The 12,410-nt window shown below is 65.7% G+C and carries 11 protein-coding genes and 1 pseudogene; 6 read left to right on the top strand and 6 right to left on the bottom strand.

Translation table 11 applies throughout. The features are described 5' to 3' along the window. The first annotated feature begins 48 nt into the window (after positions 1-48). The 4 genes from nhaA to V6M50_RS09335 all read left to right on the top strand — a co-directional run bounded on the left by nhaA (position 49) and on the right by V6M50_RS09335 (position 4,707). Positions 49-1,335, top strand: a complete 1,287-nt coding sequence (gene nhaA / locus V6M50_RS09320) for a Na+/H+ antiporter NhaA (RefSeq protein WP_332818283.1) — start codon at positions 49-51, stop codon at positions 1,333-1,335. Beyond that, entirely contained in the window at positions 1,335-2,681 is a 1,347-nt protein-coding gene (locus tag V6M50_RS09325; protein WP_332818294.1) for a hypothetical protein, read from the top strand. The genes nhaA and V6M50_RS09325 overlap by 1 nt, the downstream gene beginning before the upstream one ends. Before the next feature lie 140 nt (positions 2,682-2,821). Next, positions 2,822-3,583 (top strand): tryptophan 2,3-dioxygenase family protein, encoded by a 762-nt coding sequence (locus V6M50_RS09330; RefSeq protein WP_332818284.1) that lies wholly within the window; start codon positions 2,822-2,824, stop codon positions 3,581-3,583. Next, a complete protein-coding gene (locus V6M50_RS09335; RefSeq protein WP_332818285.1) occupies positions 3,580-4,707 on the top strand; it encodes an aminotransferase class V-fold PLP-dependent enzyme in 1,128 nt (375 codons plus the stop codon). The genes V6M50_RS09330 and V6M50_RS09335 overlap by 4 nt, the downstream gene beginning before the upstream one ends. 113 nt (positions 4,708-4,820) lie before the next feature. Here V6M50_RS09335 and V6M50_RS09340 read toward each other — a convergent pair whose 3' ends face one another. Next, positions 4,821-6,560: an N-acyl-D-amino-acid deacylase family protein gene (locus V6M50_RS09340; RefSeq protein WP_332818286.1), complete on the bottom strand. Its 1,740-nt coding sequence runs from the start codon at positions 6,558-6,560 to the stop codon at positions 4,821-4,823. Positions 6,561-6,684: 124 nt separating this feature from the next. On the opposite strand from V6M50_RS09340, the gene V6M50_RS09345 reads away from it, so the two are divergent. Further along, positions 6,685-7,434 (top strand): class I SAM-dependent methyltransferase, encoded by a 750-nt coding sequence (locus V6M50_RS09345; RefSeq protein ID WP_332818287.1) that lies wholly within the window; start codon positions 6,685-6,687, stop codon positions 7,432-7,434. A 4-nt stretch (positions 7,435-7,438) separates the two neighbouring features. Next, entirely contained in the window at positions 7,439-7,750 is a 312-nt protein-coding gene (locus tag V6M50_RS09350) for an alkylphosphonate utilization protein (RefSeq protein WP_332818288.1), read from the top strand. Between the two features lie 44 nt (positions 7,751-7,794). Here the strand turns inward: V6M50_RS09350 and V6M50_RS09355 are convergent, their stop codons facing one another. The 5 genes and pseudogenes from V6M50_RS09355 to V6M50_RS09375 all read right to left on the bottom strand — a co-directional run. Next, complete coding sequence (locus V6M50_RS09355; RefSeq protein ID WP_332818289.1) at positions 7,795-8,445, bottom strand: hypothetical protein; 651 nt, start codon at positions 8,443-8,445, stop codon at positions 7,795-7,797. A gap of 48 nt (positions 8,446-8,493) precedes the next feature. After that, positions 8,494-9,486 (bottom strand): cupin-like domain-containing protein, encoded by a 993-nt coding sequence (locus V6M50_RS09360; RefSeq protein ID WP_332818290.1) that lies wholly within the window; start codon positions 9,484-9,486, stop codon positions 8,494-8,496. 53 nt (positions 9,487-9,539) lie between these two features. Then, positions 9,540-10,820, bottom strand: coding sequence for a serine hydrolase domain-containing protein (locus V6M50_RS09365; RefSeq protein ID WP_332818291.1), 1,281 nt, complete (start codon positions 10,818-10,820; stop codon positions 9,540-9,542). A gap of 100 nt (positions 10,821-10,920) precedes the next feature. Beyond that, entirely contained in the window at positions 10,921-12,219 is a 1,299-nt protein-coding gene (locus V6M50_RS09370; protein WP_332818292.1) for a DUF389 domain-containing protein, read from the bottom strand. 26 nt (positions 12,220-12,245) lie between these two features. Next, a pseudogene (locus V6M50_RS09375) lies at positions 12,246-12,410 on the bottom strand (electron transfer flavoprotein subunit alpha/FixB family protein); the annotation flags it as partial.

Raw genomic sequence — 12,410 nt, forward strand, 5'->3', positions numbered from 1 at the left:
CTTGGATAAATGTCGAACTCTCTGACGAACTAAGGAAATAACTTACCTATGACTCGCAGTTTTCCGTCCCGTTCGGCCTTGCGCGACTTTCTCGAAAGCGAAAGCGCGGGCGGCATGCTGCTCATTTTCGCAGCCATTTTGGCGATGATTGTTGCCAATTCGGCGCTCGGCACCCTCTATCACGACGCAATCCATGCCGTGACGGGGCCCGTGCTGACCGACAAGCTCGGCCCGATGACCGTTCATTTGTGGATCAATGACGGCTTGATGGCGATTTTCTTCCTGCTCGTCGGGCTCGAGATCAAGCGCGAGTTCGTCGACGGTCGGCTCGCGAGCTGGGACCGGCGGCGGCTGCCGTTTATCGCCGCGGCGGCGGGAATGGTCGTGCCCGCGGCGCTCTACCTGGCCTTCGCCGGCGGGACGCCGGGCCTTGCCCAAGGCTGGGCAATTCCGGCCGCCACCGATATCGCTTTTGCGATGGGGGTGTTGGCGTTGCTTGGCAAACGGGCGCCGACGTCGCTCAAGCTGTTCCTCGTCACCGTCGCGATCGTCGACGACATGGGCGCGGTGGCGATCATCGCGCTGTTTTACACCGCGAAGATCAACCTGCTCGCGCTGGGCGCGGCGGCCATCATTCTCGGCATCATGTTCGCGATGGGCCGCATGGGCGTGAAAAGCTTGCCCCTCTATCTGCTGATGTTCCTTTTTCTCTGGTACGCGATGCTGCTGTCCGGGGTGCATGCCACCATCGCCGGGGTGCTGGCGGCGATGGCGATTCCGTTCGACCGCACGCCGGGGGCACCCGACAGCGCGACCTCGCCGCTGCACCGGCTCGAACATGGGCTTCACCCATGGGTCGCCTTCGCGATCGTGCCGCTGTTCGGCTTTGCCAACGCCGGCGTCGACGTCGGCGGGCTGACGGTCGAGCAGATTTTCGCGCCGCTCCCGCTCGGCATCGCCGCGGGGCTGTTTATCGGCAAGCAGGTCGGCATCTTCGGCAGCGTCTGGCTGTCGGTCAAACTTGGCATCGCGGGCAAGCTGCGCGGCGCGACCTGGCTGCAAATCTATGGCGTCGCGATGCTGTGCGGCATCGGCTTCACGATGAGCCTGTTCATCGGCGGCCTCGCTTTCGCCGACGATGCGTTGCTGATCGAAGAGGCGAAGATCGGCATTTTGATGGGGTCATTGGCCGCGGCACTCGTCGGCTTTGCGGTGCTGCGCTTCGCACCGCTCCATCCGCAACATGACGCGATCGAAAGCGAGTCCGACGCCGAAATCGCCGCCGATGGCGATGTGCGTGACACCTCCGAAAGTGGCGGTATAGCAGCATCGTGATGCGCAAACTGATTGCCCTGTCGCTGATCGCCGCCCTGCCCGGCTGTGCCACGAGCGAAACGAAGCCACCCGTCGCCAAGGCGGGCGTCGCGACCGTCGACGTGCGTCGCACGCCGGCCTCGACCAAGGCGCTGGACGATATTGCAGCGACCTATTTGCGGCTGACGCTCGAGATCGGAACGCACGAAGCCGGCTATATCGACGCCTATTATGGCCCACCCGAACTGCAAAAAGCGGCCGAAGCGGCGCCGCGCGACAAAGCGGCGTTGCTGGTGGCGGTCCGCGCGTTGATGGCGCAGATCGATCTCGCCGCGCGGCGCATGCCCGATCCGCTCGAACGGCGCCGCGCGACCTTTCTTCGCACCCAGCTCCGCGCCGCCGAAACGCGGCTGATGATGATGCAGGGCACGCGCTTTGCCTTTGTCGATGAGGCTGAAGGGCTGTTCGGCGTCCGGCCGCGCCTCAGGCCTCTCGCGAGCTATGACCCCGAGCTTGCGAAGATCGAGGCGCTCGTCCCCGGCGAGGGGCCGCTCGCGGACCGCGTGGAGGCCTATCTCGACCGTTTCACCATCCCCAAGGACCGGCTGCAAAAGACCTTCGACGCCGCAATCGCGCGATGCCGCGGGCGCAGCATGGCGCATATCGCGATGCCCGAGGGTGAAAGCTTTCACCTGGAGTTCGTCACCGGCAAAAGCTGGAGCGGCTACAATTATTACCAGGGCGGCTATCACAGCCTGATCCAGGTCAACACCGACCTGCCGATCCGCCTGTCACGCGCGCTCGATCTGGGCTGTCACGAGGGTTACCCCGGCCATCACCTGCTCAACATGAAACTCGAGGAAAAATTGGTCAAGGAACGCGGCTGGGCCGAGTATAGCGTCTATCCGCTCTACAGTCCGCAGAGCCTGATCGCCGAGGGCAGCGCCAATTACGGTATCGATCTGGCCTTTCCCGAACAGAGCAAGGCGGAGACCGAGCGCGACGTGCTGATGCCGATCGCCGAAATCGCGGTGCCGTCCGACGACCGTTATTGGCAGCTGTTGAAGGCGATCAAGCGGGCATCGGGCGCGCGGCTGACGATCGCCCAGCAATATCTCGACGGAGCGATCGACCGTCCGGCCGCGGTGGCGCTGACGCAGAAATATCTGCTCGTGTCGCCGCAACGCGCCGAGCAATCGGTCAGCTTCACCGACCAGTATCGCAGCTATGTGATCAACTATGGCCTCGGCGAGGAAATGGTGCGCGCCTATGTCGAGCGCGGCAAACCGGGCCGCGACGAAATGTGGCGGCGCATGGCAAAGATCGTCAGCGAACCGACGCTGCCGTCGGACCTGCTCGCGCGATGACGGCGCGCGCGGCGCTTTTGTGGCTCGGCCAGGCGGGATCGCCGCGGCGCCCGCCCGCAGGCGTGGCTCCGCGCGGATAACGAACCGGCGCATCCCCGCGCCGCCCGTCATCCGTGCCCATATGCCAAAAGGAGCAGATCATGCTCGACAAGACCGACATTCACCGCCGCATCGAAACGCCCGACATGAAGGATTATGGCGTCTATCTTGCGGTCGACCGCCTGCTGGGTTGCCAGAAGCCGCTCGCTGACCTCTGCACCCCCGACGAGCTGCAGTTCCAGATCATCCACCAGGTCGAGGAATTGTGGATGAAGCTGATGGCCTTCACCCTCGCCGAGATCGACGGCCATATGGCCGCCGGCGAGACGATGCGCGTGCTCACCCTGTTCGACCGCGTGAACCGCATCATGCGGCTGATGACCGACCAGCTGGCGCTGCTCGAGACGATGAGTCCCTTCGATTACCAGTCGATCCGGCTCCAGCTCGGCAACGGGTCGGGGCAGGAAAGCCCGGGTTTTCAGATCCTCCTCACCCTGCCCCAGCCGCTGTGGGCGCGGTACAAGGCCGCGTATCTCGATCCCGCCGGGCGCAGCGTCGCCGACGTCTACGACACCGGCTACAAGCATGACGAGGCCTATATGGTCGCCGAAGCGCTGATCGAGTTCGACGAGCTGTTCCAGATCTTCCGCGCGCACCACATCTACCTCATCCACCGCTCGATCGGCATGGGGTCGAAATCGCTGAAAGGGCGTCCGGTCGAACTGCTCAACGCCGGGGCGCGGCACCGCTTCTTCCCCGAGCTTTGGGACATTCGCGCCGAGATGACCGACCGCTGGGGCGCCGAATATGGCGTGAAGCGCGACAGCATCAGCGGCGCGCCCGGTCACGGCAGCGGGCTGTGACCGGCGCGCTGTTTTCGGAAGCGGTCGCCGACCGCTTCCACCTGCCGCCGGGCGCCGTTTATCTGAAGAGCCACAGCGTCGGTTGTCAGCCCCGCACGGCGGAAGCGCTACTGCGCGAGAAGCTGCTCCAGCCCTGGCGCGAGACGGGCGAGGCATGGCCGCACTGGCTCGAGGCGATCGACGAATGGCGCGCGGCATTGGCCGGACTGATCGGCGTCGAGGGGCGCGACCTCTGCCCCGCGGCCAACGTCAGCGCCGCGCTGTCGCGCTATATCTCCGCGCTCGGGCAGGCGACCGGGCGGCGCACCATCCTGCTCGCACCGAGTGCCTTTCCGACGATCGGCTATGTCGCGAGCGGCCTCGCGGCGACGGGGTGGACGACGCGCTATCTGCCCGATGATGCCGATGTTCGCGATCCGGCGAACTGGTCGGCCGCGCTGGACGACGATGTCGCGCTCGTCGTCGCGATGCACGTCGGCTCGAACAGCGGCGCGCTCACCGACATCACGGCGGTTGCAGCGGCGGCGAAAGCCGCCGGTGCGCGCTGCATCGCCGACTGCGCGCAATCGGTCGGCGTCGTGCCGGTGACGCCAGCCGATTGGGCGATCGATGCGGTGGTTGGCACCAGCGTCAAATGGCTGTGCGGTGGTCCCGGCGCGGCATGGCTGTGGGTCGCGCCGCACGACCGCACCGCACTCGACCCCACCGAACGCGGCTGGTGGAGTCATGAAAATCCGTTCGAGATGGATATAAAGGATTTCCGCTACGCCCCCGATGCAAGGCGCTGGTGGGGCGGCACGCCCGATGTCGCGCCGTTTGTGCTGTCGATGGCGGGCATCGGGGAGATCGCAGCGATCGGCGTCGATGCGGTTCGCGCGCATAATCAGGCGTTGCAGACGATGCTGCGCGATGCGCTGGAAACAAGGACGCCGCAGTGGCGCTGGCCGACCGGCGCTATCGGCGGCACGCTGTGCATCGATACGGGAGCGGACCAGTCGCGCGTTGCCGAAGCGCTGGCCGAACACAATCTGCGCGCCGATTTTCGGGGCACGATCCTGCGGCTATCGTTCCACGCCTACAATGGCGTGGAAGACGTCGAGAGGGCGACCGCAGCGCTCATCTAACAAACTCGTCACCCCGGCGAAGGCCGGGGTCTCGACCTCGCGTGCAAATGCACCGGCGAGATCCTGGCCTTCGCCGGGATGACGAGGGGAGTTATGCCGGATGACGGAGAGGCTTACTCCGCCGCCATCGCCATTTCGACGCGTTGCGGGCCGCGGATGACACCACCCGGCGTCGGCCCCTGCATCGCGCCATCGCGGAAAGTCACCACCCCCGACTTCACCGTCGCGACATAGCCGTCGGCCTTTTGCAGCAGCCGCTTGCCGCCCGCAGGCAGGTCGAAGGCGAGCCACGGCTTGCCGAGCTTGATCGCTTCCATGTCGATGACGTTGAGGTCGGCGAGATAGCCTGGCGCAAGCACGCCGCGATCCTCAAGTCCATAGAGCAAGGCGGTGTCGCGGCACTGGCGCTTCACCGCATGTTCGAGCGCAATGCGATGGCCTTTGCGGTCGCGCACCCAATGCTGGAGCATGAAGGTCGGCGACGCGGCGTCGCAGATCGTCCCGCAATGCGCGCCGCCGTCGGACAGGCTGTTCACCGTGTCGTCGGCCGCCTGCAAATCCTCGAGGAAATTGAGGTTGCCGTCGCGATAGTTGAGGATCGGGAAATAGATGAAGCCCTTGCCATCGTCCTTCATGAGGAGGTCATAGGCGTAGTCGGCGGGACTGACCCCGGCCGCCGTGGCGCGCGCCATGATGCTTTCGTCCATACGCGGTTCGTAGTTGAAATCGGGGTCCATTTCGAACTGCACCGGCCAGCCGCCCGCGACGATCATCAGGAAATCGATGATGTCGCTTTCGGGGAAGACATTCTCCTCGGCAATCATCCGCGCCTTGAACGCGGGGTCCTTGAGCTTCGCGAGCTGCTCGGCCCACGGCAGGTCGATGATCTCGGTCCAGGCGGGCTTGAAGCGGAAGGGATGCACGGTGCCCTGCCACGCCATGATGATGCCATTGCCGCGCAGCGCGATCTGCGCGACGATGTTCGCGCCGGTCGCATTCTGGCGCCGCATTTCCTCGATCTGCTCCTCGAGCGGCAGTTCCTTGGCGATCGACTGGAGCGCGGCGAAAGTCACCGGCAGGCCGGTTTCGCGGCTGAGATCGCCCATCCACTGAAACTCGTTCCACTCGCGCTTCATGTCGCTCGCCATTTCGAACACGCCGTAACCGACACGCCCCATCGCGCGACCGATCGCGATCAGCTCCTCGGCGGTCGCGGTGGTGCCGGGGACGAGTTCGCCGTCGATCGATTTGTGAAGCACGGTGCGGCTGGTCGAGAAACCGAGCGCGCCGGCACGCACGCCTTCCTCGACGATCCGCGACATTTCGGCGATGTCGTCGTCGGTCGGGATCGCGCCCGGCTTTTCGCGGTCGCCGAGCACATAGGCGCGCACCGCACCGTGCGGGACGTGGCACGCGACGTCGACGGTGCGCGGCAGCTTTTCGAGCGCGTCCATATATTCGGGGAAGGTTTCCCAGTCCCACGACATGCCTTCGGCGAGCGCGGTGCCGGGGATGTCCTCGACGCCTTCCATCAGGCTGATCAGCCAGTCGTGACGATCGGGCTTGGCGGGGGCGAAGCCGACGCCGCAATTGCCCATGACGACGGTGGTGACGCCGTGCCAGCTCGACGGCGCCATTTCGGCGTCCCACGTCGCCTGCCCGTCATAATGGGTGTGGACGTCGACGAAGCCGGGGGTGACAATCTTGCCGCTGGCGTCGATTTCCTCGCGGGCAGGCCCAAGATTTTCGCCGACCGCGAAGATCCGGTCGCCATCGACCGCGACGTCGGCGACAAAGGGCCGACCGCCCGAACCATCGACGACGGTGCCGCCGCGAATCACCAGATCATACATGTCCGCTCTCCCGATTTTTAGTTTCACAGAAAAACCTATCATCAAAATCGCGATATGCAAATATGCGCGCGGCGCATGCGACAAAGCGCTATGGTGGCACGGCAAAGCAATGGGAGTCGCTGCCATGATCCGCCCGCTTACCCTCGCCCTCCTGCTCGCCGTTTCGGCAATGCCGCTCGGCGCGAAGCAGACCGCCGCCCCGAATTACAAGGCCGCGCTCGCCGATCCCGCGCGCCCCGCCGCCGACCGGACACGCGACGCATCGCGCAAACCCGCCCAGCTGCTCGCCTTTGCTGAGATCGCGCCGGGCGAGAAGGTTGGCGATTATGTGATGGGCGGCGGTTACGTCACCCGCCTCCTCGCCGCCGCGGTCGGCCCGTCGGGCAAGGTCTATGGTTTCCAGCCCGCCGAGTTCATCGCCTTCAAGAAGCAATATGGCGACGATCAGGCCGCGGTCGATGCCGCCTATGCCAATGTCGACGCGGTGGCCGGTCCGTTCGCGGCGCCCGCCTTTCCCGAGCCGCTCGACACGATCATCACCGTGCAGAATTTCCACGACCTCTATCTGAAACCCTTCCCCGCGGGGACGGGCGACAAAGCCAGCGCGGCGTTGTTCGCGGCATTGAAACCCGGCGGCACGCTGGTCGTCGTCGACCATAGCGCCGCGAAGGGCAGCGGCACGACGCTGTCGGACAGCCTGCACCGCATCGACAAGGCCGCGGTGGTCGACACGCTGACCAAGGCGGGCTTCAAACTCGAGGCCGAAAGCGACCTCTACCGCCGCCCCGCCGACCCGCGCACCGCCAGCGTCTTCGACACCGGCATCCGCGGCAAGACCGACCAGTTCACCCTGCGCTTTCGCAAACCGGGATAAAAGAATGACCAGCGACGAAGAAGATTATGTCTATGACGAGGCGAGCGGCGAATGGCTCTCGGCGAGCGACGCGCGCGATCGGGCAGCGGCGGCGTCGGCCGGTCCCGAGGTGCGCGATGCCGTCGGCAATCTGCTCGCCGACGGCGACTCGGTCGTGCTGGTCAAGGATCTGAACGTCAAGGGCGCGGGGCAGACGCTGAAGGTCGGCACCGTGATCAAGTCGATCCGCCTGACCGGCGACGATCAGGAAATCGATTGCCGCCATGAGGGGATCAAGGGGCTGGTGTTGCGCGCGGAGTTTGTGCGCAAGCGGTGAGCCACCGCCATTTTGTCGTCAAGGTGCGAAAAGGCGGTGGCCGATCAGCGGCGCAGGCGCTTGATCCGCCCGTCGTACCATTTGCCCGCGAAATGCAGTGCCCAGGCCAGCGGGCCGATCAACAGGATCCAGCCCCACCAGTCGACGCGTTCGATGAGCCCCTCGTCGAGGTGCGAGAAGTAGAAGAGCAGGATGACCGGTACGATCACCGCGATCGATGCGGTCTGGAACCAGTTGTTCCCGCTGCCGATCCGCGCGGGATCGATGGGAAGCGGCGCCCTCGCCGCGATCGCCGCCTCGATGCCGTCGCGCCGTTTGCGCCAGCCGGCGACATAGTCCCAGATTTCGATCCCGATCATGCCGACCTCGACGATGAAGATGCCGAGCCCGATCGCGGGGGCATGGAATCGCTGTGGGATCGCCAGCATGTCGAGCAGCCAGCCGCCGCCGAACACCACGGCGACGAGCGCGCCGATGGCCCACGCCGCCTGGATCGGAATCGATGCGATCATCGCATCGACATGCTCTTCCAACGCGCCACGCCAGCGCGCGACCTCCTCGGGTTTCACGCCGCGGACGCGTCCATCACGCCCGCGATAGGCCGGACCCATCGCGGTCTCGACGAACCAGCGATCGAAGCGCCGAAGTTCGGTGTCGCGAATCTGCCGTATCTGGAAATCGCTGATCAAGGCCATCGCCGCGTCGTAACGCCCGGACCTTACGATCCGGCTAATAGTGGGGCGTCAGAGCGCCCCATAGGAGGCATAATCCTCGACATGCGCGTTCGAGCGGCGAAAGCTCGTAAAGCTCATGCTGGCCGACAGGTCGAGCGCCTCGACCTGGTGCCACCAGCCGACGGGCAGGAAAATCGCCTCGCCCGGGCCGATGATCGCCTCGAGGATCGGGGGCGTGTCGGCGTCGCCGGGCCCCGCGGGCAGCGCATCGTTGGCCCAGTCGGAAAAACAGTGACGGCGGTTCTTCATGCGGTCGAACGCCCAGGGCGGCGCCATCCGCACACGCTTGCGGCCGATCACCTGGACGAGCAGATTGTTGGTCAGGTCGTGATGCCAAGGGGTGAGCGTGCCTTTTGGCCCCAGCCAGAAAAAGCCGTCGCGTGTCCGTGCTCCATCAAGCAGGTCGATCGGCCCGAGGTCGTCCCATAGCGGCCCGAGCGCCGCGGCATTGGTGCCGCTGTTATAGGCGGTGAGATAGACGTCGTTGCTCGCCTCGTCCTTGCGGAGCCAGTCGATCAACTCGCCGAAGCGGACAAGCCGGCGATGCTCGTCCTTGGCGAGCTCATAATCGGGACTGCGTTCGCGCTCGACCTGCGCTTCGACAACGGCACCGCCCGCGACGCCGGCAAAATGGTCGAGCGACCAGCGGGTCAGCGCGGGCCAGTGATCGATGATGCCAGTCAGTTTGGCGGGTCGGTTCACCTCATAATAGTGGCGGTAGAAATGGCCGGCGTCGGGCCGGTCGAGCGTGTCGAGCGCAAAGCCGCCCTCGGCCTCGCACGCGAGGCGTTCGTGATTGGCGAGCAGCCAGCCCTGCTTCACCATGCGGGCGGTCTGCCGCCGCAGCATCGCCGCCATCGGATCCTTGCCGAGCCGGTCGATCTCATATTTGGCGGCGGCCGCCGATACGCCCGCGCCAACAAGCCGCGCGTGGAGCGCCGTATCGTCGTCACCGGCGGCGAGGCCTTCGGCGAGCAGTGTGCGTTTGTCGGGCTGGGACATCGAAAACTCCTCGGCCCGGCTCAAGGGCATCGCGATGACAAAAGGATGACAGCCTAGTCGCCCGCCGGCCCCTTATAATCCGCGCCATAGACCGCGGCGCGGAAATCGCGGTGGAGCGTGCCGTCGTAAGGCATGGTCTGGACGAAGAAGACCGCGGTCAGCTTGTTCGCGGGATCGACCCAGAACAAGGTCGAAGCAGCGCCGTCCCAGAAAAATTCGCCAACCGCGCCGCGATTTTCTTGCACCGTCTGCGGCGGCGCCTTGCGCACCGCGAAGTCAAAACCGAAACCGACGGCGCCCTTGCCCGGCAGCCAGGCGCGTTCGGTGATCGAGGGGTCGAGCTGGTCGGTCGCCATCAAGCGCACGGTCGAGGGTTTGAGGATGCGCGCCCCGCCCAGTTCGCCCTTGTTCAGCAGCATGCGCGCGAAGCGCTGATAATCGTCGAGGGTCGAGGCGAGGCCGAAGCCGCCAGGGGTCAGCGCATTGTCGTGGAAATTGAGCTTTTGGGCCTCGGCCCCGTCCTGCTGGACGAGCTTGCCGTCCGACTTCACATTCATCGTCGCAAAGCGGGGCAACTTCGCATCGGGCTGGCGCCAGGCGGTGTCCGTCATCCTGAGCGGCTCGAAGATATGGGTGCGGACATAGGCAGCGAAGGGCTGGCCCGAGAGTTTCTCGACCAGCGCCGCCTGCACGTCGACCGCGATGCTATATTCCCACTGCGTGCCCGGCTGAAACAACAGCGGCACGCCGGCAAGGCGGCGGCTCGCCTCAGCGAGCGGGATCGTCAGCGCGAGCGGCTCGGCGGCGACATAGGCGTCGTGCGCGGGGGTCGGCCCCGCGCCATATGCGAAGCCCGCGGTGTGGCGCAGAATGTCGCGGATCGTGATCGGGCGTTCGGCGGCGACAGTGCGCGGTTTCCCTGCCGCATCCTTGCCCGCATAGACACGCATGGTCGCATATTCGGGCAGATATTTGGCGACCGGATCGTCGAGGCGAAATTTGCCCGCTTCCCAAAGCTGCATCAGCGCGACGCCGGTCACCGGCTTGGTCATCGAATAGATTTGCGCGATCGTGTCGCGGCGCATCGGGCGTTTCGCTTCGCGGTCGGCCATGCCGGCGGCGCCGAAATAAACCTCGCGCCCGTCCTGCCAGATCAGTGCCGAGGTGCCCGCAGCGCGGCCGTCGGCAACCATCGATTTGAGCGCAGCATCGATGGTTGCCTTGTCGACCTTCACCTTTTCAGCAGAGGCAGTCTGCGCCTGCGCGGGCGGCGCGGAGAACGGAGATGAGACGCCTGCCGACAGGATGGCCAAAGCGATTGCCGCTGCGCGCATAAATTCTCTCCCCTGTCCCGGCCGATGATCGCCGGTTCGGGGCATCTCATCGGGTCTGGTCGCGCGCGTCAACTCCGGAGCGACGTGAATAGGTCTGCGGCTACTCGGCGGCCGCGGGCTCCGCCGCGGTCAGGCTGCCGTTCTGGATCAACCATTGCGGGTGCCCCGCCTGCGCCGACGCGGTGATGCGATCGATCGCGGCGGCGACCTGTTCGCCCTCGGCGTCGCGATCGCGCTGGACGATCACGCGCCGCGCCTGTGCATCGATCAGCACGCGCTCGCGCGGCACCAGGTCGCCGACGGTCAGGCCGGCAAGGATCGCGCGGCTGTCGTCATCGCGCTGCTCGAGCGTCGCGATGCGCTGGTTCAATCGCTCCTCGAATTGCACCGCGGCGTTGGTCTGTTGCCGCAATTGCACGATGTTGACGCGGCCGGCGCGATCCAGTTCGCGGCGCACCTTGGCCGCCAGATCGTCATTGAGCCGCGCGGCATATTGGTCGACGAGCACGACGCCGTCGACCGCGACCGCGTCATTCTCGATCCGCACATTCAGGCTGTCGACGCGGTCGTCCTTGCCGAGCAGGCGGTTCAGTTCGGACTGCACGATCGTGCGTGCCCGCACTTCGCGCGCGATGCCGTTGAGCGACAGCGCGAGCGGGATCGACAATATGCCGAGCGCGATGACGATCCCCGTCACCTGCATCGCGGTGTGCTGCCGCGTCAGCGACGGGCCGAAATGGTTGAGCCGCGCGACGATCGTCGCCGCAAACGCAATGGCGAGCGTGTTGGTAAGGAACAAGAGCGCGGCGCCGAGCGCGAAATCCATCCGGCCGGTCACCAGCCCGAAAGCGACGGTCGAGAGCGGCGGCACCAGCGCGGTCGCGATCGCAACGCCGACCATCACGCCCGACAGCTTGCGCATGATCGCATAGACGCCCGCGATCCCGCCGACGACCGCGACACCGAGGTCGAGCAGCGTGGGCTGCGTCCGCGCGCGCAGTTCGGGGGTGACGTCCTTGATCGGCGACAGCCAGATGATCAGCACCGCGACAAGGATCGCGACCGCTACCCCGGCGGCGAGCGTCACCAGCGAGCGGCGGATCAGATTGCTTTCGATCGTCGCGAGGCCGAAGCCGAGCCCCATGATCGGCCCCATCAGCGGCGACACAAGCATCGCGCCGATCACGACCGCGGTCGAGCTTTGCAGCAGGCCGAGCGTGGCGATTGCGGCGGCCAATATGATCAGCAGCAGGAATTTCTGATCGAGCCGCGCGTCGCGCGCGACGCTCGCCAGAATCAACGAGCGGCCGTGGGCATCTCCCCCGGCCGCTTCGTTATTTTCCTTCTGCGCCGCGCGGCGACCACCGGCGTTGAACGGCGCGTCGCCCAAACCGGGCACCCCGGGATGGTCGCCGGCCAAAGCCGTTAGATCTTGCCGGTCAGTTCGGGAACGGCGCTGAACAGATCGGCGACGAGGCCGAAGTCGGCGACCTGGAAGATCGGGGCGTCTTCGTCCTTGTTGATCGCGACGATCGTCTTCGAATCCTTCATGCCGGCGAGATGCTGGATCGCGCCCGAGATGCCGATCGC

It is taken from the genome of Sphingopyxis sp. (genome assembly GCF_036675685.1).
In the GTDB taxonomy this organism is placed as follows: Bacteria; Pseudomonadota; Alphaproteobacteria; order Sphingomonadales; family Sphingomonadaceae; genus Sphingopyxis.